This is a genomic window from Haloquadratum walsbyi C23, assembly GCF_000237865.1.
In the GTDB taxonomy this organism is placed as follows: domain Archaea; phylum Halobacteriota; class Halobacteria; order Halobacteriales; family Haloferacaceae; genus Haloquadratum; species Haloquadratum walsbyi.
The window spans coordinates 3,068,017-3,092,747 of sequence record NC_017459.1; the positions used below are offsets into that span (position 1 = coordinate 3,068,017).

The window sequence follows — 24,731 nt, forward strand, 5'->3', positions numbered from 1 at the left end:
ATTGCCTGCGGCGAAATAAAATGAGGACGTCTTTTGTATTTTCACTCTAGCAGTTTCGAGTCATGTTTCATTCATGCTACGTAATACTGATGTAGCATCATCTAAGGCGACCTCAAGTGACGCTGCATCCGGTCCACCACCTTGTGCGAAATCTGGCGGTCCTCCACCGCCACCGCCAACCTTACGAGCTAATTGTCCGACAACATCACCCGCATTAATCCCGACATCCTCTGGAACACCAACAACAAACTGTGCGCTTCCATCAACGTCTGACCCAAGAACAGCAACAGCATCTTCATCAACAATAGCGTTGGCTGTCTTTCGGAGTTCATCCGCATCACCATTGACAGTTTTGATGACCGCATCGATACCGTCGATACTGACAGCATCTGCTGTGACACCCTGGGCACGGGCCTCAGCAAGTTCCGATTTAAGTTTATCAATTGTTTTACCACGCTCTTTCCACTCGGTGAAAAATCGATCTGCTGTTTCAGGGACATCCTCTGGAGTTACATCAAGAACATCTGCGGCATCATAAAGTGCATCCTCGGTCGTCTGCACAGCATCAATCGCGGCGTCTCCAGCGGCAAACACGATTCGCTCGACCCCATCTTGAACCGGCTCTGTTGTGAGGATTTTAATCGTACCAATATCACCGGTCCGTGTGACATGTGTCCCTCCACAGGCTTGGATATCGTCACCAATTGTAATCGTTCGGATGTTCTGTCCTGGAGGAATACCACCCTGATATAGATCAAATCCATGTTCATTTTCAGCCTCATGGCGATCTGGCCAGTCTTGTCTAACCGAGATATTCTGACGAATTATGTCATTAGCGACTGATTCAATTGTTTTGGCTTCGATACGGCTAATCCGCTCATAGTGCGTCAGGTCAAATCGTGCGCTGTCGGTACCCTTTTGGGCACCGGCTTGTCGGACATGGTCGCCCAGCACTTTCCGAGCTGCATGCCCAATAATGTGTGTTGCTGTGTGATGTTGCATGAGGCGCCGTCGTCGTTCAACATCAAGTTGACCGCGAATAAAGTCGCCTTTTCCAGGATTTTCAGTTGCTTGATGAAGAATAACCCCATCTTGTGCTTTGACATCTGTTATTTCAATTGTTTCTTCCTCAGTTGTGAGTGTTCCATGGTCTGCCGGCTGACCACCCCCTTCTGGATAAAACATGGTCTGATCAAGGACAATATCATATCCAGTATCTTGCTCAAAGATGTCAAGAACAACCGCTTCGAATTCTGTTCCTGTCTGGTCATCATAATATAATCGGTCGGTTTCTGGCAGGTCTGCAAGCCGATCACGACGTTTTTCTATCGTCTCTGTTGTATCATCATCGGTGTGGCGGTCAGCAACAAGTGAGTAGAAATCATCAGGAATCTCGACAGTTGCCCCACGATCGCTCGCAATTTCTGTGACCATATCTGGCTGAATCCCATGTGAGTCATACAATTCAGTGAGTTCATCAACTGGAATTGATTCATTACGGTCCGCATACTCATCTGCGAGCGTTTCGACTCGCCGACGTCCTCGGCTGAGTGTCTCACGATATTTTCGATCTTCAGTGCGAACAATATCACGTATTGTATCGCGGTTTTCATATCCAAGTCGCTTAGCCTGCATATCAACGAGTTCATCAAGTGGAGCGTCAATGCCGATATCATCGATCAATCGCTGAGTTCGTCGAAGCACCATCCGTGTAAGGTACCCCGTTCCAACGTTTGATGGGACAATTTCATCGCCAAACATGTATGCAAGCGTTCGGCAATGATCAGCAATTGCATAAATAGATTCAAGCGGTTCAAGTAAGTCAGTGAGGACGGAGGGGTCAACATCAAGTTCATCAGCGACATCTGCTCGGGCAGATGCAAGATTGTCAATTTCATCAATATCAAGATATCCAGATAACATTGCTGCCTGCTGGATGAGTTCTTTTTCATCTGTTGTATGTGTCACATCAGCGTCATTTTTCAGAAATTCAATCGTGTCAGGATACACTGCCTCGTAGACGGTGGGCGTTCCTTGTGAGACCCATGCCCATCGTTCAAGTCCATATCCAGTATCAACAACGTAGGTGTCCATTGGGGAATACCGATTTCCATCTTTCATTTCATATTCGCCCGATTCATCTTGTTCCATCGACATGAAGACAAGCGTCGCAAGTTCAGCACCGCGATATAATACTTCAAAAGCGGGACCAGCGTTCCCACCGCCGACCCATGGATCTTCGATATACGTGATTTCAGTCAAATCCGCGCCCATATGGTCGAAAAAGGCATCACAGAGGCGAACTGTCTCGTCCTTCCAGTATACTTCACCTGTGTATGCGTACTCATCGCTCGCATCCTCACGAGTATTGAAAGCGTGATGCGCCATCATCTCGAAGGCCATCGTATGGCGCCCAGTCTTTCCGACATTATCGATATCTTGCATTCGAATACATGGTTGACTGATACAGAGTGGATTTGCTGGCGGTGGGGTTTGTCCACTCGTGACGAGCGGTTGAAAATCATAAATAGATGCCTGTGTGAGTAAGACATCATCTCGCCATCGATTTGCAGCGACAGGATACGGCTCAATACGGTCATGATCGCGTGATTCAAAAAATGAGAGGAATTCTTCACGCATTCCCGACAGGGAGTATTGGTCGTCAAATCCAGGATTATCGATAAACGAGTAATCATCTGCTGGCGGTTCACCACAAGTCTCGCGGTCGGGATCACGGGTCCAAAAATACACATCCGTCACCGGACACTGCTTCCGATGGAACCCTTCAGTCTCGAAATACTCGAGACGATACTCCGATTCGAGTTCACTCATTATCGATGAATGCCCCACGATTAGATAAAACAGTTCGGATACGGAGAATGAAAATTAATATACACCGCTCCACACGCGATATATCTACTCTCTGTGAACGATGGAACCCTCTCGATGGGACAAATTGCTTAGAGTACGTAGTATCTAGATCGGCAATCTTAATTACAGTATGATCACATGAAAGATGACTGATTCGGCAATAGTCGTAATGATAGATATTCGACACAAATTCGACCATCGAACATCCAGGTCCATGTGTGCAAAGACCAGATCCTACTCACTGAGTATCAGCGAGTGAGGCTAAAAGTGCTTCAAGTTGAACTTGTTCGTTTGCACCAACAGTAATTCGATAATCTGCCTCGCCAACGCGTTCAAGCAATCGAACGGTTGTTTCCTCATCAAGATCAAGATTCCACGCCGTTCGGTGAAGTTGGTCAATAATATCGCCACCAGCCATGCCAGTATCGACCAGAAGGGTCTGAAGTTGTGAACGAGCCGTTGTGAAATCACCGTCAATCGCAGCGGTGACCATTGTCTCAATATCTTCTGGGCGAGCGGTCGAAGTTATTGTATACACTGTTTCCTCATCGACGACCTCACCTGTTGTTGCTGCGGCTTGTAAGGAATTGATTGCTCGTCGCATATCACCGCCAGCAGCATACACGAGTGCATCCAGTCCATCTTCGGTCAGTTCAATATTCTCGGCTGCTGCGATATCCTTGGTTTGCCCGCGGATAGCTGTCTCTGAGAGCGGCGAGAATCGAAAGACGGCACATCGTGATTGGATTGGATCAATAATCTTTGAAGAATAATTACATGAAAGAATAAATCTGGTATTATCAGCAAACTGTTCCATTGTTCGACGGAGTGCTGATTGTGCATCATCGGTGAGTGAGTCTGCCTCATCAAGAAAAATAATCCGATGATCATAGCCACCAAACGATGACCGTGCGAAGTTTTTGATTCGATCGCGTACAACGTCGATTCCTCGCTCGTCAGATGCATTCAGTTCAAGAAGGTTGTTCTGCCAATCATCACCGTAAACAGCGTGTGCAATGGCTGTCGCAGCAGTTGTATTATGCATCACCGTTGGAATGCATCCTCCAACATAGTTCCGAACACCAGGAACGGTGAGATCATAAACTCGTTTCTCAGCGTCAAGTGACTCACTGACTGTGACGACATCAGCGTGCAGCGGTGAGTGCTGTGTTGAGGGATGTGTCACCCCTCCATCAGCATATGGTATCCACCCACATGTTTGTGTCTCACCATTTGAGAGATGCGACTGAGTTGTTTTTGTCGTTGATGCTGTTGGACTCGAAGTCACAGTCGTTGTTTGATCTGCCATGACTGTATCCCAGTCGGTCTCAATCATCTCCTCAAGTCGTACGGTGTCAGATGCGTCGATAATGATAGCATGAACGCGTTTTTCAGAATCGATCAGAGTAGATGTATGACGACTTGCGATTCCGACTGTCGCAAGAAGATACGACACAGTCGATACAGTAGGTGTATGCGCGCCGATGAGAGTGAACTTCAGGCTCCCATCTGACCGTGATGCAGCATAATCTTCAATCAATCTCTCAAGAGTGGCAATTCGAGTATTGACATCAGCCGTCAGAGTATCATGGTAACGGTATTCGTCCTCGATATGTGGTACTTCTGATGCGTTCCTGGAAGCAGCACAAGACCCTGTTGTTTCAGCCGGGACTGGGAGATTTTTTGCCCGAAGAACATGCATACCCGCTGTGATATCAGCGGCTGGGACCCACGTCGGATTGGTGTTCTCACCGGTACGAATAAGCAATTTATGCTCTGGCGTGACCGTTAGCGTTGCACCATCGTTTGTTTTGATTCGCTGTAGTCCACTGGCACGCTTTCCAAATACGTGCGATGGGTGTCGATATTGAAACGAACCATCAGCAGTCAGTGAACATACTTTAAGATTCTGTGGTGCCGGTGCAAATCCATCAACATCGCCCACAATCTCTCCGATCTGTCTAATACCCTTATTCGTGAGTATTGGTGTTGACCCGGTGACACACTTACCAACGCCTGCCGGACCGGCAAAAAGGAGATGTGGAAGATCATCGCGATCGATATATGACTGAAGACGATCAACAGTATCTTCCTGCCCATAGATGTTTTCAAGCGTCGCTGGCCGGTACTTCTCAATCCAAATCTCTCGTCCGGTTGGGGCAGCATCGGATGCGTCGGCCTCACTCATATATCTGATAGTGAGACCTGGAAAGATAAACAGTCCGCGTTATCTATCAACCACTCTTGAGTGGGTCGTGACCGACTGCGGTCGAAGCTACCTGTTCCTCGGGGGTAGTTCACGGTGTTCCACTCCTATGATGGATAAAGCCGTCTGCTCGCATCTATAAATAACTCCACCGTACCGACTTCATCAAGTGATCGTTCAGTGCTCAATTCCAACCCATATATTCAGACTACTCCATTTTTGCCGAAATCAAACCGCTTCGCTCCAAATCTGTATGATAGTGATTAATAATTTGATATTCTCTCCCGCCTGGAGACGCCCTCAGAAATCAGAGATTTCTGGTATGCGAACGAGACCTTCGGTCTAGTCAACGCGGGAATCCAACGACACCGCACCGCTGGGTTGGGATATTAGGGTTTGTGGTCTACTTTGGTGTAGGGTAGTGTCGGATTCATGTGTTATAATCTTATAGAAGCATATATGGATAATTCAGTTCAGATTCACTCGGGAGTACAGCATAAGAGCAATATAGATATGTTAATGCGGTTGTTCGATGAGGCGGTGCTTCAGATTACAGCAGAGACAGTTCATAGCCACCTCAGGAGTTCATCCCCTGGGTCCATACTGGTTGCTCATGATAGTGGTCAAAATCGGATTATTGGTGCATGTCTAATCGTCCCTGTTGACAACTATGATTATCTGTTATCGAACAATGTGTCGTGCCCCTTACCAGCACAACGATGTCCGACGGAACTCACACACATTGCTGTTACTCACTCTCGACAGGCGAATGGAATTGGGTCACGTCTTGTCATGATTGCTGCAACAGAAGCACCAGGTCCGCTCGTTGTCCAATTTCATCGATCAGTACGTCCGTTCTATGCAAAGCTTGGATTCGATATTGCACCGGTCTCCGCAGATATGAGTGAAACGGACATCAACGGTGCGTCGGATGATACCGAAGCCATGACAGATGTGTCAGCATCGTTGTCGACACACATAACTGACTCAACGGTATCGAATACACCGATATATTACCGTGGGACGCTCAGATGAGTGGCTCAACCAACTCACGACCAGCCTGGAGAAGTGTATCAACGTGCTCTTGACTCGATGATTCGGCATATACGCGCATTTTTGGTTCAGTCCCAGATGGACGGACAAGGATCCAAGAGCCATCATCTAAAAGTAATTTAAATCCATCTAAAGAGACCACATCAGCAATATCACGACCTGCAACGGTCTCGGGAAGGTCATCTTTCAGATTGTTAATAACACGCGCTTTTTCCGAATCAGGACAGTCAACACTGCTTTTACTCGCAACGATATCACCATGCGTCTCAAGAAGTCGGTTCACACGATCATCAATCGGCTCAGCAGCCGTCACAGCAGCACCAAGCAGTCCCATCAACACACCATCCTTTTCGCGCACATGCCCTCGGATTGAAAATCCACCAGACTCCTCACCACCAACGAGTGCATCATGTTCCTTCATTGCGTTAGCAACCCATTTGAACCCGACTTCCGTCTCAACGACCGACTGCCCATGTGCCTCAGCAATGCGGTCGATCAGGAAGGTGGTTGAGACTGTCCTCACCGCCGGTCCAGACTCAGATTTGAGCAGATATTCATATAGCGCTGCATAAAACAGATTCTCATCAAGATGCCCTCGATCTGGGGTGACAAATCCAACACGATCTGCATCGCCATCGTTTGCAATACCAATATCCGCATTATGCTCTTTAACTGCATCAACGAGTGGCTCAAGATGTTCGCCGCTTGGTTCTGGTGGGCTCCCGCCAAAAGTTGGGTCACGTTCGACACGGACAGTATGAACTTCTGCACCTGCCTCGCGAAGAAGTGCATCTGTCACACCGCGACCAGACCCATGCATTGCATCATACACGATAGTCAATCCTGTGAGATCTGTATCAACAAGACTGTGTGCTGCTTCAGCATGCGGTGTTTGGAGGTCAACTCGCTCAACTGTCCCCCATTCGCTCACAGGAGCTAACTTAGGTTCGGTGAGTCGGTTCGCGACTGCATCTGTTACCGATGGAAGTGCGGGGGCACCATCAGATGGGATGAATTTCACACCATTGTACTCAGCAGAATTATGTGATGCAGTGATCATTAATGCACCAGCAAGTTCACGCTCAACAACGGCCGTCGCAACAAGCGGTGTGGGGCGGTCTCGCTCCGGAAGGATAACATCAAATCCATTACCTGCAAGCACTTCAGCGAGAGATTCGGCGAATCCCTCAGATGTTTCGCGGGCATCATATCCAACAACAACTGGAGCGGTGAACCCCTCAGCATGGAGATAGTTTGCAACAGCCTGTCCAACGATGCGAACGCGATCATCGGTAAATGTGTCAAGTGTGGCACGCCACCCGTCGGTCCCAAATGATATGTGCTCCATATGTATTTCTCAAGTACTAACATCAAAAAGGTGCGGCAGTCTGGGTTATATAGAAATAGCTAGACAGCTACAACACTCAGTATATTTATTTCCCGTGATTTTTTGATACCTCTCTGTGGGCGGAAGATTCCTACAGCATCACACCGTTGAGTTGGGATAGTTGCGTTGCAGTTTTTAGTCCCCCCGAGAGGGCTGTGCCAATCAGCCATCGCCCCTGTTTTGTTATGAGATTCAGAGATACTTCTTACTGCCCGCAGCCTAATTCTAATCTAAAAGATTCCTTCAGCTTGAAATCAGAGAATCCTGGTATTGCCCGATTAGTGAGCGGGGAGACTGCCTCGGTTGTGAAGTACCTCGGGACAAGCTCCGAGGCTTCCCTATTTCGGCTACGTTCTGTTCGAGAAAGAAAATTAACTCTTGTCGACCTTTCGGTGATGCATCGGTCGCAAGTAAGTTTCGACGTGATGACGTACTTTCGCCCACACGATCACAGATGAGTTGTGACTGCGAGTCATTCATCCTACTCAGACTGTCAATAAAATATTATTATGGCTGATTGATATCTGTGCCCTCCTCAGCCAATTGTTGTTTTTTCTCACGTGTGTATGACTTAATTTTGTGCTCACGCGAAAGAGCGGCTGATCGGGTGTCAAAATACTCGAAATGAACGAGTTGAACTGGTGTTCGACCCCTGGTATATTTCGCTCCCTCGCCGGCGTTATGCTCTCTAACTCGGCGTTCAACATCCGTTGTATAACCTGTATACAGAGATTCATCACTACATTCGACGATATATACATAATGGTAATCATTCATGAGTAGATGTCTGTACTGGTATGATAACTCGAATAGTTGTTGTGGATACGGGATATCGGTTAAGTGTCAGTGTCGATGTGAGTTTGATATTTTTTATCGGTACATATCATATATTATGTAACATCAACCGTTTCAACAACAGTTGCAAGAGCGGCACTATCTGGGGACCCGTGTGTAACAGATAATGGAGATACACTCACTGCCGCATCAACTAAAGCCCGTCTGTCGGTTCCGACCGGATATCGCCGGCGATGCTCATCTGTTGGTGGGAACGGGCTCTCCCATCCAACAGCCCCCGGCCACGTTCTGTCGCGGAGTTGGACAAGATGTTCATTTGACTCAAGAGTAACATCATCAGAAACATCATCTGCGGATGCCTGTTCGACCTCCTGTTCATAATCGTGATACGGATCAGTCAACATGACAGGTGGGTTTGCTGTATCAACTGGTGCGTTGACATTTAATAGGTCAACATCGTCATATACGCCTGCACTAAGCGCTCGATCAACCAATCGACGTGCAATCCGTGCTGGACGAGCGAAATCATATTCTTCTGGTGGTGAAATAAAGAAATCTGTCGAATGGTACGCTGAGATAGCAAGCGCGGGCGTTCCGAGGAATGCTGCTTCGATTCCTGCACCAACTGTCCCAGACCGTCCAACAACGTAATTACCGGCATTTGGACCGTTATTTACGCCAGCAACAACGATGTCAATGTCAGTATCAAGACCACGAAGTCCATATGCAACACAGTCCGCAGGCGTTCCGGTTAATGCACATCCCCATGGATGGTCACGAACAATAGCAGTGGGATTTCGCGTTCGTCCAACACCACTTTGGTTACTTTCCGGAGCAACAACCGTCACATTACCGAGTGCTGTCAACTCAGTTCGAAGCGTTGCAAGTCCTGGCGCGTCAATACCGTCATCATTTGTGAGTAGGATTGAATACTCATCCTTCATCATATACAAACGCGCCCGAAGCACACCTATTGTTTCCGGTCAAAGACACGCGTATTCTGACCTATGTATTAAAGCTATAATATTAAAAGTGAATAGAATGATTAGAGAAAATCACATAGATAAGATGACCCCTGAATTCATTATTATATTAGATGTCTATCGATACTATGCGTTTTAAATACCTTTTCGATGATCATGCAGAACGGGTCCGCTGCCGAGCTGCTTCTGCGATTCCAGCATTCGCTGAACAGTTAGGGCAAGCAAACAGTTGCCCACTCTCATCAGCAAATACACGCGCGAAGCGATCGGAAACGTGCGACCCGCAATGGTCACAACTTGGCATATGTGTACGTCCGGCAGATTACTATCGCCGGTATATAATATATGAACGACTCATATAAATCGCTTCGCGCGCGTGCGCGGGAGTGCCAGATTTGTCCATTATATTCCCTATACTATGAGAGTAATTCATATTTCTATGGATAAAATATTAGTTTATTTATTTGATATCAGAATCGCCAGCCTGAGTATCAGGTGAGGAATTGAGTGTCATTCATCAAAGTTACAACTGGTGTGCAAGCGAATCGATGCGTCATATGTCACTACACCTGTGAAAACTACTAATCCACTACAGGGGGTCATTGAAACAGGAACTTATTATATCAGAAATTTATAATTATCGTGAGTAAAATATATATGTAGTCTATCTGAAGTAAACTCTAAGATAGTTATCGAGATGAAATGTGGATAGTATATAAACAATTTGAATCAAACAACCGTATACGACGGTCATGACCGGAGAGCGGGGCATTTTGGAAAATATTTTATATAGGGCCGGTGTAGGCAGTAGCGTATGGCAGACCTAATCGTTAAAGCGGCCGTCAAAGAAGCGCTTGAAGACAAAAATGTCGCTTCTGACTTTTATGATGCACTTGATGGTGAAGTGACTGAACTACTGGAGGACGCAGCCCGTCGTGCTGAGGAGAATGATCGAAAAACTGTCCAACCGCGCGACTTATAACTCATTTACAAGTTGAGGGCATCGGAGCGCTGTGAATCAGCATGAATTGGGCTGTGCCCGGGACATGCCTCACAGTAAACTGCAATAATCGTATTTTTCAGTAATTATACAGAACCAAGGAGAATACCTGCGGGTTCAGCCCTATCTCTTACCCACAACTCGAGTCAGGATTTTAGCGGAACGGGATCGGCGAGCACGACTGAAATCCTCGGTACCTATAGTTTCAGCACCTCTTTGGAACAATTGTAGTGGAGTTGATTACCGGCGTTCTGTAACCCCTACAGCCGGTATCACTATCTGAATCGCTTCTCGCCTCGATTTTTTGAGTTCAAAATACCTCTGAGAGCGTCTGAAACGTCCGGTTACGACTCCACGAACTTATGGGTAAGAGACAGGGGTTCAGCCGCAGGATGAATTCGACACCCCGGAGGAAGTCTACTCTGCAATAGCCACGCTGAGATTAAAGTGACAGGCAAGCCTATCTATAGATAGGAATCAGATCGGGAACAGGGTAAGGCGATTCTGGTCACTTCGACGATGACCGCCTGTCCGCCCCAAGCAATCAGACAGTAATCGGAACCAGTCAGGTGAACGGTCGGTTCATGTAATAATGACCTCGACGCGATCTGAAAACTGGCTCAGAATTCGGGGAGTAGAGGTCCGTTTCTGCCTGTTCACCGACCCGATGGAATCGGTGAACAGGGGTTTATATGCGTTTCCTCAAATCCACCGTGTTGAAGTCTGTATTAATTTATTTTATAGTCTGTAAGTAACGAAATAATATGGCTCAATAAGATGATACTGTCACTAAGGATCGCTTAAAATATCGTAAACTAACTATATAGCTTTCTCAAGATGTAATAGCCCCTCTAGAGCTAAGTTTCAAACCTTTTCTAAGTCATTATATACTGAACCGATGCAGATGCAGTTGCAGTGCCCGACTGCTTGAAAACACCGCAGAAAGTAACTCCGAGTCCACCGAAATCTGCCGAACTCCCCAAGGCAGAAACAACTTTGGGAGTCCGAACACGATGGAGGATAGCAGTACCGGGGGCTGAGATATGGCACTCCCAGTAGTCCCAGCAGTCCCACTCGACTCGCCACAGTCAGTGAACCCCACATGGATTCTCACCGTGCCGGGGTTCGGTGGAACTGCAAACCTGAAATCTCCACCATTCACGCTCACGCTCACGCTCAGGATTCCTCCGCGTTTAGTGATTCAACAAACTCCTGGGTGAACTAATTCACTAATTCGATGCAAGAGAACTACTCTGACCGATGCATATCTACTTAAGCACCCACTTCTTCTGTAAGCTACTATACGCGGAGGAGGATGTCAATAATTAGATTACTCTGCATCAGTTTTTACTTTCTATCCTCCAGTCGATTCTAGTTCTGACCTTGGTCTTGATCTCCATGATATACATTAGTCCCGTTTTCAGTCCCAATGCAGGCAATATCTGCAAGATTAACAAATAATCCATGTGCCACGGTACCCGGAATTTCAGCGAGTGATTTTGCAAGTGCTTCGGCATTTTCAATATGCCCAAATGCACAATCAAAGACAATATTTCCATTGTCTGTGATTACTGGTCCGTCCTTCATTGTTGCCGATCGAAGTGTAGTTGTTGCCCCGAGTGAGTCAAGCCGGCGTTTAACTGGTTTTTGAGCCATCGGGAGAGTAGATACTGGAACGGGCTCTGAAAGCGTTTCAACCAATTTTGACTCATCAGCAACAACAATAAACTGATCTGCGGTTGCATCAATGACCTTCTCGCGGGCATGTGCGGCGCCTCCACCTTTGATTAGTGTTAAATTATTGTTAATCTCATCAGAACCATCGATTGCAACATCAATATGATCGACGACCTCAATTCGAGTGAGTGGGATTCCTGCCTCAATTGCGCGATCACGTGTTGCAAAGGATGTCGGTACGCCATGAATATCATACCCTGCTGCCACTGCATCTCCAAGAGCATCGATTGCTGCGGCAGCGGTGCTTCCAGTCCCAAGGCCGACAATATCACCGTCACTAACATATTCAACCGCTTTTTCACCAGCCCGTCGTTTTTGTTCTGCTGAGCCACCTGTTGTTTTCATCTTTATATTGACTCAGTTGGATTAATATAGACATAAACGTATCAGGTATTAATTTCTCAGCTGATTCTCACATTGATAGAAACTTGGGTGTGAATCACGCCCTCTTACTGAGATATGCGGTATCAGATTGCTTTTTTGGATATACTCACATTCAATATTGCATCGAGATGCTGGTGTATATCGTATTCACAATCGTTCAGCGACTGCATCAGGGTCATATGCAATTGAAATTGACCGTGTTCGTCCACGACCGTCAATATCAGTATAGTTTGCTTCAATCACGCCTATCCGATCAAGTTTATTAACAACCTCAGAATAGCGTGTATATCCAAGCCCAGTCTGCTCGTGAAAGGCTTCATAAACGGTTCCAGCACGGTCACCATCATGATCAACGACGACCTCAACAAGCGCTCGCTCTGTTTCAGAAAGCCCACGAAGTCGTCGGGAGAGATGAACATGTCTTGATTTTTCATATGCGGTTTCAATATCCTCACTCGTGATACTTCGACTCCCGCGCATCTCAGCATTAAGCCCTGCTCGTCGGAGAAGATCGATTCCAACTCGGAGGTCACCAGTTTCAGCGGTTAATTCTGCGACTTGATCAAGCTCTGTTGAGCCGATAACTCCGTCATAAAATCCATGTCGGGTTCGAGATTGAAGAATATCGGAGATTTCGGTGATATCATATACTGGAAAAAATACTTCCTCGGGTCGGAAAACACTCTGAACCCGACCATCGAGTTCCTCGATAAGTTCAAGCGTGAGGTCTGAGGAAATAATCACAACACCAATCCGTGCGCCAGTATGCGTTTCATGCGCTCTCAATAGTGAATATAGTACATCAGATATCTCATTTTCATAGAATAGATAATTAACATCATCAAGGGCCACAACGAGGATGTTATCTGAGTCTGCCAATCGGTCTGTAATCTGACTGAATAGTTTCTTAAATGATAGCCCTGATGATGGCGGCTCATACTCAAATATATGCTCAAAGATGCGTGAGAAGACACCATATCGCGTTGAGTCAACTTGGCAATTGACATGAACAGTCTGAACTCCCATCTGCGCCCCAAGTTCAGTAAATAACTTCTGAACAGCAGTTGTCTTGCCGGTTCCTGGTGGACCACGGATGACGGTATTTAGCGGTCGTGACCCGCGAACTGCCGGTCGAAGTGCGTATTTGAGGTTTTCAAGTTGTGTTTCACGATGGTCAAACGTCTCTGGCATATAATCTATTTCAAAGACGTGTTCATCCCGAAAGATGGACTCATCCCATGACAACATCCCCTCATCAGGGTCATTATTCATCGAATGCAAGAGGTTCTTGCGCTCACTTAACGGTTGGTGATTGTCAGATAATCATTGTGATAATTTGATGATATTTTTGGACAATATCTATGAGAATTTATCACTGACCTAGAATTTCTGCAGCAGTCGATGGTAAAATTGCGATTCAGAGCCATCGCTATCAGCTAATTTTTCAACAATAAGTTCCGGTGTTGATCGTGCAAGGCGACCCTTTATTGGTGATCGATTCACAATTAGCTCTCCATCCTCAAGTCCAACAGCCTCAATCCCATCGACAGCAACAGAAAAATCAGCAGCCTCGCGGATTTCATCAGCGAGATGAGAGACAAAGACTGCTGTTGCTGATTGGTCCTCTAATGCTTCTAAAATCCCAGCGACAATTTTTGCAGATGCTCCCGGCTCCGTGATACTTTCGAGTTCATCAACGAGCACAAGTCGATTGGAGGCTCCATCTGCAAGTTCACGAAAGTCTCGGAGCGTGCTCTCAAATGCACCTGCATCAAGTGTTCCTTGTGTCTTCGCATAATAGTGTAACTCTGAGAACCGTTCTAACCGGACATTGTCAGCAGGCACTGGAAGACCCATATGTGCCAGAATAGCAATGAGTGCAACAAGATCAAGCGTAGATGTTTTTCCACCCGAATTAACACCCGAAAGAAGCGTAACACCAGAGACGCGATAATCAATAGCTTCGACAGCTGAAAATTCAACATCAAGAAGTGGCGAGCGACCACCGCTAATGTTGAACCCACGAATGAGAGAGCCATCAGAGTCGGTTATATGCTTAGCCTCAGAGCTCGAATTGATTTCGGACTGAGGCGGATCCGCAGCGGTATCTGGGGTATCTCTGTTTGTATTGCCTGTTTGATCGGGGATTTCAGTGTCATCGATAAATGTGGGCATTGTACACTCGAAGTCGTGCGCAAATTTCGCGATTGCACGCTCAACATCTAATTCAAGCACAGCACGCACCAATTTTTGAACTGGCTGTTGAAGTGTTGTGAGTTCGTCTGCAACCTCACGTTTTCGCTGTGCTGCTTTTCGGTCACGCGCTGTTATGAGTTCGGTCCGCAGTCGTGAGATGACTGAGGATTCATGTTCGACAGGAAATGTTGGGTCTGTAGGGAATGCGCGTTCTGCGAAATCTGCTTCCGATGGACGGAGCTCAATCGCTTCAATGAGGTGTTCTCGTGCAGCAGCAACAGCAGCATCATATTCATCATTCAGCTCGCGTCCGAATAATGAGTCAACACGAGCTCCCTGTTCAACAAGCGAAAGAAAGTCAGTCCCCTCAATGGTGACATCTCGCTGTTGAATAGCTTCGCGAAGACGATCATTCGCGACCGACTCAGCAGTTGAAACAGCAGCATCAAGATCAGCAACAGCAGTTGTGAGTCGGGTCAGTTCTGCATCCCCAACGACAGTACCATCGGTATCAACTTTTTTAAGCACGTCACGAAGTTTGGAGACTGAACAGGGTGGATCAAGATTCGTCTGCTCATGTACTTTCACAGCAGCAAGGATTCGATCACGGTTTGTTGCAAAATACTGCAAAACACGCTCTGGGACAATCTTATTCGGGGTATCAATTGCGTCAGGGTGAATCTGGACATCCCCCTCAATATCAATTCCAGCGAATCGCTCATCAAGCGCGATTACAGTCGAATATGAACGAGCAAGTTCTGCAAGTTCACGTGTGTCTTCAACAACCTCAACTGAGACTTCAGGAAATACGTCGTCGGCTTTTGCGTATCGCTCGGGGTCAGACGTCGCAATACAGCGATCTCGAATGCGCGATATTGTCGGTGTCGTGAGTGGTTCAACACCACTGAGTGTTTCTTGAATCGTATCATCGATAGGAATCTCAGTAGTAGTTGCTGCCGTGACGAACGCACGAGCTTCCTCAATGCGAGTCGACGATGCTGTCGGATAAAGCGTCGCAAGCCGTTTTGTCGCGTACTCGGTGATTGCTCGGTCACGAAGCAATGCAAGGACATCTTGATATATTTCGCGAGCACGCCGAGTTGCCAGAAAATTACTGTCGTCGGTATGTCGCTTCCGAATTACACCTCGCGCGACAGCCGTTGCCCGCCCATCTGAAATCTCCGGTGATCGTGAGAGCGCTGCAACATCACCGTCTTTGAGCGCACGCTCAGCATCATCAAGCTCTTCGAGGGCCGCGGCTGTCTTTGGACCGACACCGGGGATATCCTCGAACTGCATTCAGCATCAATTCACAGCCCCCTCAAGAAAACATTGCGGGTCACGCGTTCATATCGCATGGCTTGATTGAAAATATCAATTATGACAACGTGTTTTTGCACCTTGCTATAATATGAGCATCCATGCCATCTAACGAGAGTGCAGAAAATAACACGCAAATAAATATAGATATCGACACGGACACAGACACGGACACGGACACGGGTGCGGCGTCATCGTTTCAGTCTCATGTTGTGTCGAGAGATAATGATGGAGATATGGATATGCTCGCGTCTTCAGTCGATACAATCGAAGATATCGATATCGATGTTTCCTCAGCAAAGATTGAGACAGCACTCAACCGCGCAGCAGCTGCTCGGGATTCGCTTGCGGATTGTGATGGTGTTCTTGTTGCGTTTTCTGGTGGTGTTGACTCAGCGGTCGTCGCTACGTTGGCATACGACGCACTTGGGTCAAACGCCATTGCATGTACAGCTAAGTCTGAGACACTCCCAGCAGCTGAACTTGAAGATGCGCATCAGGTTGCAGCTGAAATAGGTCTTCCACATAAAATTGTATCGTTCTCAGAGCTTAATGACGAGAATTTCGTTGAAAATGGATCCGATCGATGCTATCATTGCCGAACGATGCGGCTTGGTCGCATGTACGATGCTGCACATGAACATGGGATTGAAACGGTCTGTGATGGGACAAATGCCTCAGATGCCGATGGAGGACACCGCCCGGGTCTTGACGCGGTTGATGAATTAAATATTACATCCCCATTACGTGAGCACGGACTTGATAAAGAGGATGTGCGAATTGTCGCAGCGGCATATGGGTTATCTGTCGCAGAGAAACCATCAATGGCTTGTCTCTCATCACGAATTCCAACAGGGCTTGAGGTGACTGAGGATCGACTCAACCGGGTTGAGGCTGCTGAGGCAGCGCTTCGAACATGGGGATTTTCACAATTTCGTGTTCGCGATCACGATGGTCTCGCGCGAATTGAGGTTGGGAGTGACGAGCTTACTGATGCATTGGATATTGATTTTGTGACTGCGGTTCGCGAGCGGCTTCAAGAGCTTGGATTTGAACATGTAACCCTTGATCTTCATGGATATGAAACCGGGAGTGTCAGCCCTGAGAATGAACAAAAAAGTACTGAAACTACATCAGCTGATCGATCGATCGAAACCATAAAAGAACGCTCTAATAATAAAAACACTGAATCTTCTATCAGTGCTATAGTTGAACCCTCATATCCGACTGAGTGAGCATTAATTGATACGCGATCTCATCGAGAGACTGTACTCACTGCTCACCCACTGTGCGATTCATTCGGTCGAATCCAGCCTAACACAAGAAGTGTCAGTTCAAACAGAACGATCATTGTTACAGCAATAATAATCGGTGCCATACCAGTTGGATCCGGACTAACAAGGAATGCAAGTCCAAGGAAACTGCCCCAAAAGAGAAGTCGGCGATCAAGCAGCCATTGTCGTGTGACGAGATTCATCATAATCGCTAGAAGGATGAATAGTGGAATTTGGAAAATAATCGCATTATATCCCATCAGTATCAAGATGAGATTGAATGTCTCTCGAAGTCCGAAAGCAACGACTGCAGTGCCTGTCGTGTATGAGGTAAAGTATGCAAAGATGGCAGGAAGAACCGCAAAGTGTGCAAAGGCAATCCCAATAAATGCAAGAACAACACTTGTTGGAACCGCAGCAAGGTAATAACGCCGCTCTTGTGGAAATAATCCCGGTCGCATGAACAGATACGTCTCATATACGAATACTGGTAAGCCAATAATTAACCCACCCAGCGCGGCGACTTTTAATTCAGTGAGGAGTAGTTCCAGTGGACCATAGATACGAGGACGACGAGCAGCGATATCAGGCGCACCAGGAATATGCTTATTCCACAAGAAATCAATGACTTCAGTTGAACTGATAAGGTCAAATCCAAAGGCTGTATTCACAAGATCGGCTCCGGGATATAGTAGCATAGTCACAATACCGGAAATACCGAGGACAATCGCTACTCGTCTGATCATCTCTTCAATGTGATCAGCCAATGGCATCTCCTCATCACTCTCTGGACCAGGTCCAACGATTCCATCGTCCACATCCGGAGTGTATGATTCCGCGTCTCCAGGTCCTGTCTCAGTCTCGACCATAGACACATCACCTGAAGTGGGCTCACCACCGTCGGTGCCGGCAACGGCAGTTGATTGATTCCCGACACCTGGATCGGTGGGTGTGTTAGCAGTAGTAGTGTCGATTTGTTCGCCGTTTGTCGGTGATGGGTCCCCTTCTGAATTCGAACCTGACTCGGAATCAGAATTAGAATTAGAATCGGAGTCGGATTCGGATTCGGAGTCGGATTCGGAGTCGGATCCTGCTGGCAATATCTGTGATGTATCTAAAGATGTGTCTGTAGTCGGTGAGAGTCCAGATGTATGTTCCTGTTGTGTATTAGGGTTACTCACGGAGTATGACTCATCTTCGTTTATTTCAGTTGAAGAGTCTGAAGGGTGAGAGTCGATATCATCGGGTGTTTTGGTATCGACATCAGCATCGCTTGCTGTGGTATCGTTTGCGTCGGTCAACGTGCTGGCGTCCGATTCATTGGAAGCGTCTTTTATTTCGTCTCCATCGTCGGGCGCATCAGCCGACGTCTCCGAATTCTCGCCCATTCGCCTGTGAATCGCCGCCCGCTTCTTATATGCCTTTCCGGATAGACCAAGACTGATTGTATTCGATCAGTAAGATGACACTAAATTACCCCCGACCTACTCAACCGTTGGAGACGGCTTCCGTAAGGATGGAAAATGGCTTCTAGCGAAGGTTATTTGAATTCCGACTGTACTCTAGCTCGGAAATGGTTATTCCTGTGGGGTGTCAATAACCCTCACGAGACTCTTTTTCAAATATCTTGTTTGAGAGGTTGGGCATACCTGTCCAGACTGTGGCGAAACGACAAGAACGGATATTATTGCCGTCTGCTTCAGCAGTTTGAATGATTCCCACATTGGACAATCAGAACATGTCAGATTACATATTACTATTATGATTATTGGGCGTATCCCCTCGCTACTCATTCAGTCAAAAAGATTGATAACGACAAGTAGGCTTATTAAATTATGGCTAGTGCGCTCGATGATGATGCGCGACAGGCGATCGGCACCGGTCGAGAGACTGCGGGCGCAATGTTACGAGCCGCGCAGAAGGACTTACAAAAAGTCTTCATTGTTTTCTTAATTGGCTTTCTTGGTACATTTTACGCGCTCAGACTCGTTGTTTGGGAGTTTTTAAAATCGGTAACAGTCGCTCAGATGAATGCGCAAATCAAGGATGCTGTATCAATCATCGCACAAACACCGTTTGATGTCATTCTTCTCCAAGCAAAGATTGGTCTAGTTGTTGGGCTTATTATTGCTGCACCAATATTTATTTATTATAGTCGTGACGCCCTCGAACAGCGTGGACTGTGGCCGTCTGCACCAGTAGCATGGTGGAAGCTACTAATCATTGCTCTTGGTGGTGTCAGTTTGTTTATTATCGGCGTGGCATACGGTTACTTTCTGTTTTTCCCATTTACCTTCTCATTTCTTGCAAAAAACGCCGTTGCTGCGGGATTCGCACCAACATACTCAATTGTAAAATGGGCGCAGTTCATTTTCCTCCTGACGATTTCATTCGGATTTGCCAGCCAACTCCCGTTGGTAATGCCTGGGTTATCGTATGTTGATATCGTTCCATATGAGACGTTCCGTGATAAGTGGCGATATGCGGTTCTTGGTGTGTTTGTCGCTGGAGCACTTTTCACTCCACCAGATCCATTTACACAGATTCTGTGGGCGGTTCCTGTGCTTGCATTGTATGGTATCAGTCTCTATCTTGCGAAGATTGTCACAATCGCTCGCCGCGGAAGTGAACAGATCGATATTTCTGCAAGTATGGGCGCACACTGGAACATTATTGCGGGGTTTGCGTTTTGTGGTGTGGGAATGACGTATCTCTTCTTTGATACTGGTGGTACTATCATTGCGAATGATGCGCTTGTTATACTCGAAAGTCAGTATCGATTAATAACGCCTGAAGATCCCCTACTATTTGCTACATACACGCTCGCAAGTGGACTCATTACAGGTGCAATTGGAGTTGGATACGCTATATATACTGATATCGATGATCTTGCAGCCATTGAAGCGGGCGTTGGCGACCCTGCATCGATTGAGCTTGGCACACTTGACGAGACAGGGGTCCGGGCTGCACCGCCGGAAGTGTTTGCTGCAATGAACGAACCGGAGGCAATGGCGGCTGCCAGTGACGCGATTGATGCTGGAGACCGTGCAAAAGCGCAGGCAATTATCGATAGATTCGATGAAGATGGTAAAGATGCAGAGAATAGCGGATCAGACCCGACTGAGAGTTCACAACAATCTCAGAGCACACTCGGATCAATTCGTGAGAGAGCAGGTCGTGCTGGAAAGACATTCCTTTCAGAATTTGATCGAGGTGAAACGGACGCAGAGACAGAGACGGAGACTGACACCAACAGTAATGCCAATACCGACGAAGGCAGCACAACGAGCACTGAAGAGGAGTTTACCGGATATTACACCGATGTAAGATTTATTCTTGACTCAATTACCTCACATGCGTTTCGGCTTGTTGCGGTTTTTATGACGACACTTGCAGTTGCTTTCGGGTGGCTTTACACAGGTGGTATCAAGCAAGTGTATGATGACTTTCTTCGCCGACTCCCTGCACAAATACGTCCTGAAGAAGTGTTGAATGTTGTTGCACTTCACCCCATGGAAGCTCTTATTTTTGAGGTGAAGCTATCGACAATTCTGGCAGCTATTGCAACACTCCCACTCGCCGCGTATTATGCCTGGCCAGCACTTCGAGAGCGAGAACTCATTGCACAACGTCGCCACGCAGTGTTTCTCTGGACAGGTGCAGTTGGCGCTGGGCTTGCTGGAGGATTCGTCCTTGGATATACAATAATTGCACCCACAGTCATCTCTTGGCTCGTTAATAGTGCCGTCATAGCCGATATGATTGTTGCTTACCGGATTACGAATTTCTTCTGGTTGATTTTCTTCACAACTGCCGGTATTGGACTTCTTGCCGACGTCCCTATCATAATGATTCTTTTGAATAATGCTGGTGTCAGTTATAACTCAATGCGAGGTCGCTGGCGTGAGGTAACAGTCGCCATGCTTGCTATTGCGGCGATATTCACACCTGCTGATATTCTGACGATGTTCCTTATTACAATCCCACTGATGACTGCATATGCGATTGGACTTGGAGTGCTATTCATCATAACAATCGGTGGTCGCCGTGATCGTGCTACAGATCATGATCGCGGGGCTGAAGCGAATACGTAATTCAGTTTGTATTTTAGTTATTGACAGCAACCAGTATTGTCAGTCAATTAATTACAGTAGGGTAGGATAACATATCCTTGCTTCTCGAAGCAATATTAAGATGTTTGAACTTTTTATTCCACTTGTGAATCACCTCGGGGTCAAATCAACATCAAGCCCCCGAGGCTCCCCATTTCTACGACGCGGTTTGTACTCACTGACTCCCGCTGAGGCGTGAGCGTAGGGAGCACAGTCTACACAGGCGGTGATAAGAACGAAGCTTTCATTCGCACATCAGAATCGGTCCGCGATTCTGAGAACGGTAATTCGGAGTATCCCGCCCCTAACTGTTTCAACCCACACGATAGAGAATATTCCTCACTGCGTTGAGATTACGGTCTCCGGTGTGGTCGCACACTGGACATGAGTGTTTCCGCACCTAGATTAGCTTCGTTGTTTCAACACCACACACAGCGCATTCTTTCGTCGTGCCTTGTGGTTTTTACTCAGCTCTTTCGACAGTTAATTCCAATTGGTCGCCTTCCGCTAGATGAAGCCCACCTCGGACTTCTTCTGGAATGGTAATGACACCACGCTGTCGTACCTTCAGTAGCCTTCGGGTAACATTCGATCTGTCTTATGATGTATGATGCAGATTCAGCCAGAGTGAAGCTGTCGGCTTCAACCACACGGGGCAGTCGCTTTGTGTCGACTGTACATGAGTATTACTCAATTACTTCTGCAAACCCAACGTTTGATTTGAGATCAGTCACGCGAACCCGAACAGAATCACCATTTTCGACACCTGGAACAAAGAGCGTATATCCATCGATCTTGATAATACCGTCACCCTCACTTCCGATATCAACGACTGTTGCATCTAATTCGTCACCTGGGCTGACGGGTGCAGTAATACGATGTTTTCCGACAAGATATTGCTCGGATGATGAGTCTCGAGACGCATCCGGTCGAATTGATTTGACATACTCAAATTCCGTATCAACATCTTGACGAAAGTCCGCGAGATCGCGTCCATCAAATACCTTGACAATAAAATCGCCACCGGCTGGAAGTATGTCAGTGGCGACTGAAAATGCCTGTCGGGCGAGATGAATCGAGCGCGCATGGTCAACTGAGTATTCACCGGTCATATTCGGCGCCATATCAGAGAGGACAACATCTACACTGCTATTATTTACTCGCTTGCGAAGGGCATTTTTCGTTGATTCGTCCGTCATATCTCCTCGAATAGTATCAACGATATCAGACTCAAGATCACGAATCCGCTGGAAATCAACCCCAATAACAGTTCCAGATGGACCAACGGCCTCTGCAGCAACCTGTAGCCACCCACCTGGAGCAGCTCCAAGATCTATGACGGTATTTCCAGGACCAAACACCCCAGCGTCAGCATCGATCTGCTGGAGCTTATATGCTGACCGTGTCCGATATCCCTCCTGTTTTGCACGATTATAATATTCATCACGACCTGTCATGTATCTCTTACCCCGTTTGCTGATATTCGCTGTAAAATGATAGCTGAACTCATCATAGTCATATGTCATTGAAGACTGCGAGGTCACAAAGATACGTCGACTGAATTAATATGTACTATCCCGCTCACAGACACAACTATCAGGATAGTAAAATCATTTCCGAGTAGGAGACGGATAATGAAATATCATATATATTAGAAATGATATGATTATCCTGTGACGCAGTATGTTTATTATCAATTGATATTCGTCTCATTACATATATCGTCTGAATGACCTATATCCGGAGATTATCCACGCATGTATTCCATGAACCGTTCAATATGAGAGTCTCCGGCGTGCGTTTATTATATTGATATTATTTATCGATGGCTGACATATGTATAGAAACACCTCATGATTGCTTTCTGTAAATCAGGGGTATTTTTAAGACCTATACCGTACCAGAGGATATATGTTCAAGGCCATCGTGGGCGCGTCGACACTCCAAGATGCGCTCGATTCCGTGAGCGTACTCGTCGATGAGTGCAAGATCCGACTCAACGAAGGCGAACTCGCGATTCGGGCCGTTGATCCGGCTAATGTCGGGATGGTTGATTTGGCTCTCGATACAGCAGCGTTCGAATCGTATACAGCCGACGACGGTGTCATTGGTGTCAACCTTTCAAAACTTGAGGATTTCATTGGTATGGCTAGCGGCGACCAACTGGTTGAACTCGAACTTGATGAGGAGACACGAAAGCTCAACATTCAGATGGATGGGCTCTCATCAACACTTGCATTAATTGATCCCGATTCAATTCGACAGGAACCTGATATCCCCGATTTGGACCTTGCTGCTGAGATTATGCTTGAGGGGGCACAACTTGATCGTGGCATCAAAGCAGCTGATATGGTTTCTGATCACGTTCGATTACGTGTTGCCCCTGATACCGAAGCATATCATATTGAAGCTGAAGGTGATACCGACGATGTTGATTTCAGGCTTGATACGGATGACCTCATTGCACTTACCGCTGGTGAGGCTGATTCATTGTTCTCACTTGATTATCTCAAAGACATGAATAAAGCGATTCCAAAAGATGCAGAGGTTACGATTGAATTAGGACAAGAATTCCCCGTGAAGGTTCATTATGGAATTGCTGAGGGGTATGGTGAAATCACATATATGCTCGCGCCTCGAATCCAGAGTGATTAATTGACCAGATTAACCGTCACAAAATTAGACCAACACAGGGCTATATCATACACTCATATACTCATATACTCATATATAGGATTTCACCGATGGATGCGTTCGGGAAGTATATCGGTATCATCAGGTGATTGATACTGTAGGACTTGAGTGTATCAGCTCGCTCGTTCAGTGATGATGGCTATCGATAATACGTTTTGCTGCCTGTGCTTTTTCTTTCCACCCATAGCCAGCGTCATAGACATGTTGTTTGTCATCAACGAGTTCAGCAGGCGTTGTTTCGTCGAACCCACCTCGCGCCCATGCGCCGCTTCGCTCCAGCCATGCAATCACGTTTTCACGAGTTTCACGCCAAGAGAACCCAACCATCTCATACCATGCAATCATTGCGAAAACAGCATTATCATGACAACCCGGGACACTTCCTTGTTGGAATATTGTTCGCATTGGCTCACGAGTTGGCTCTGAAACCTCCTCGCGAAACTCCTCTGCTGTTCGAAGCCTCACAATGCCGTTTCGTTCAGTAACACGCTCGTCCCGCATCAATCGCTCAAGTGCGGCATTATGAAGCGCACTCCATTCCCCATCGACAACTGTCGGTAACAGTTCACGGTCAATCGGTCCTGCGGTTAGTTCGACGATAATATCCGTATATGCTTTTTCAACGACTGACCACGGTGTTCCCTCAAACTGGCACTCAGACGCGTGAAGGCTGCTTGTTGACCGGCAATCGGGGCAGGGATACTCAAACTGCGGCACGA

At 46.9% G+C, this 24,731-nt stretch carries 18 protein-coding genes and 1 pseudogene; 5 read left to right on the plus strand and 14 right to left on the minus strand.

Annotation, left to right across the window (positions count from 1 at the left end; all coding sequences use genetic code 11):
- Positions 1-60 precede the first annotated feature (60 nt).
- A complete protein-coding gene (alaS, locus tag HQRW_RS13890; RefSeq protein ID WP_014557086.1) occupies positions 61-2,832 on the minus strand; it encodes an alanine--tRNA ligase in 2,772 nt (923 codons plus the stop codon).
- A 277-nt stretch (positions 2,833-3,109) separates the two neighbouring features.
- The gene (locus HQRW_RS17095; RefSeq protein ID WP_014557087.1) at positions 3,110-5,059 is read right to left on the minus strand and encodes a replication factor C small subunit; all 1,950 of its coding nucleotides are present in this window, start codon (positions 5,057-5,059) and stop codon (positions 3,110-3,112) included.
- Positions 5,060-5,596: 537 nt separating this feature from the next.
- On the opposite strand from HQRW_RS17095, the gene HQRW_RS13900 reads away from it, so the two are divergent.
- On the plus strand, positions 5,597-6,112 hold the full coding sequence (locus HQRW_RS13900; protein WP_231852366.1) for a GNAT family N-acetyltransferase: 516 nt from the start codon (positions 5,597-5,599) through the stop codon (positions 6,110-6,112).
- Here the strand turns inward: HQRW_RS13900 and HQRW_RS13905 are convergent.
- From HQRW_RS13905 to HQRW_RS17185, 4 genes are all read right to left on the minus strand, one after another.
- On the minus strand, positions 6,105-7,478 hold the full coding sequence (locus HQRW_RS13905) for a phosphoglucomutase/phosphomannomutase family protein (RefSeq protein ID WP_014557089.1): 1,374 nt from the start codon (positions 7,476-7,478) through the stop codon (positions 6,105-6,107). The genes HQRW_RS13900 and HQRW_RS13905 overlap by 8 nt on opposite strands.
- 546 nt (positions 7,479-8,024) lie before the next feature.
- The gene (locus HQRW_RS13910; protein ID WP_014557090.1) at positions 8,025-8,294 is read right to left on the minus strand and encodes a GIY-YIG nuclease family protein; all 270 of its coding nucleotides are present in this window, start codon (positions 8,292-8,294) and stop codon (positions 8,025-8,027) included.
- Positions 8,295-8,407: 113 nt separating this feature from the next.
- Positions 8,408-9,256: a 5'/3'-nucleotidase SurE gene (gene surE, locus HQRW_RS13915; RefSeq protein WP_049892184.1), complete on the minus strand. Its 849-nt coding sequence runs from the start codon at positions 9,254-9,256 to the stop codon at positions 8,408-8,410.
- Positions 9,257-9,449: 193 nt separating this feature from the next.
- On the minus strand, positions 9,450-9,599 hold the full coding sequence (locus tag HQRW_RS17185) for a DUF7563 family protein (protein ID WP_011572846.1): 150 nt from the start codon (positions 9,597-9,599) through the stop codon (positions 9,450-9,452).
- A gap of 510 nt (positions 9,600-10,109) precedes the next feature.
- On the opposite strand from HQRW_RS17185, the gene HQRW_RS13925 reads away from it, so the two are divergent.
- A complete protein-coding gene (locus tag HQRW_RS13925) occupies positions 10,110-10,277 on the plus strand; it encodes a DNA-binding protein (protein ID WP_011572847.1) in 168 nt (55 codons plus the stop codon).
- A 1,389-nt stretch (positions 10,278-11,666) separates the two neighbouring features.
- Here the strand turns inward: HQRW_RS13925 and rpiA are convergent.
- The 3 genes from rpiA to HQRW_RS13940 form a co-directional block, all read right to left on the minus strand.
- The gene (gene rpiA, locus HQRW_RS13930; protein ID WP_014557092.1) at positions 11,667-12,377 is read right to left on the minus strand and encodes a ribose-5-phosphate isomerase RpiA; all 711 of its coding nucleotides are present in this window, start codon (positions 12,375-12,377) and stop codon (positions 11,667-11,669) included.
- A gap of 186 nt (positions 12,378-12,563) precedes the next feature.
- Positions 12,564-13,688 carry an ORC1-type DNA replication protein gene (locus tag HQRW_RS13935; RefSeq protein ID WP_014557093.1) on the minus strand — a complete coding sequence of 375 codons (1,125 nt, stop codon included), beginning with the start codon at positions 13,686-13,688 and terminating at the stop codon, positions 12,564-12,566.
- A 108-nt stretch (positions 13,689-13,796) separates the two neighbouring features.
- Entirely contained in the window at positions 13,797-15,911 is a 2,115-nt protein-coding gene (locus HQRW_RS13940) for a MutS-related protein (RefSeq protein WP_014557094.1), read from the minus strand.
- A gap of 122 nt (positions 15,912-16,033) precedes the next feature.
- Here HQRW_RS13940 and larE point away from each other — a divergent pair, with 122 nt between their 5' ends.
- Positions 16,034-17,167 carry an ATP-dependent sacrificial sulfur transferase LarE gene (gene larE, locus HQRW_RS13945; protein ID WP_014557095.1) on the plus strand — a complete coding sequence of 378 codons (1,134 nt, stop codon included), beginning with the start codon at positions 16,034-16,036 and terminating at the stop codon, positions 17,165-17,167.
- A 44-nt stretch (positions 17,168-17,211) separates the two neighbouring features.
- Here larE and HQRW_RS13950 read toward each other — a convergent pair whose 3' ends face one another.
- Positions 17,212-18,594 carry a twin-arginine translocase subunit TatC gene (locus HQRW_RS13950; protein ID WP_014557096.1) on the minus strand — a complete coding sequence of 461 codons (1,383 nt, stop codon included), beginning with the start codon at positions 18,592-18,594 and terminating at the stop codon, positions 17,212-17,214.
- A gap of 447 nt (positions 18,595-19,041) precedes the next feature.
- Here HQRW_RS13950 and tatC point away from each other — a divergent pair, with 447 nt between their 5' ends.
- Positions 19,042-21,300: a twin-arginine translocase subunit TatC gene (gene tatC, locus HQRW_RS13955; RefSeq protein WP_014557097.1), complete on the plus strand. Its 2,259-nt coding sequence runs from the start codon at positions 19,042-19,044 to the stop codon at positions 21,298-21,300.
- A gap of 140 nt (positions 21,301-21,440) precedes the next feature.
- Here the strand turns inward: tatC and HQRW_RS17100 are convergent.
- The 3 genes and pseudogenes from HQRW_RS17100 to HQRW_RS13960 form a co-directional block, all read right to left on the minus strand.
- Positions 21,441-21,781 (minus strand): annotated as a pseudogene (locus HQRW_RS17100) (zinc ribbon domain-containing protein); the annotation flags it as partial.
- Entirely contained in the window at positions 21,782-21,889 is a 108-nt protein-coding gene (locus tag HQRW_RS17105) for an AbrB/MazE/SpoVT family DNA-binding domain-containing protein (RefSeq protein WP_149031585.1), read from the minus strand.
- A 115-nt stretch (positions 21,890-22,004) separates the two neighbouring features.
- On the minus strand, positions 22,005-22,775 hold the full coding sequence (locus HQRW_RS13960) for a 23S rRNA (uridine(2552)-2'-O)-methyltransferase (RefSeq protein WP_014557098.1): 771 nt from the start codon (positions 22,773-22,775) through the stop codon (positions 22,005-22,007).
- A gap of 454 nt (positions 22,776-23,229) precedes the next feature.
- Between HQRW_RS13960 and HQRW_RS13965 the strand changes: the two genes are divergently transcribed.
- Complete coding sequence (locus HQRW_RS13965; protein ID WP_014557099.1) at positions 23,230-23,973, plus strand: DNA polymerase sliding clamp; 744 nt, start codon at positions 23,230-23,232, stop codon at positions 23,971-23,973.
- A gap of 165 nt (positions 23,974-24,138) precedes the next feature.
- Here HQRW_RS13965 and HQRW_RS13970 read toward each other — a convergent pair whose 3' ends face one another.
- Complete coding sequence (locus tag HQRW_RS13970) at positions 24,139-24,729, minus strand: DUF7474 family protein (protein ID WP_049892187.1); 591 nt, start codon at positions 24,727-24,729, stop codon at positions 24,139-24,141.
- Positions 24,730-24,731 lie beyond the last annotated feature (2 nt).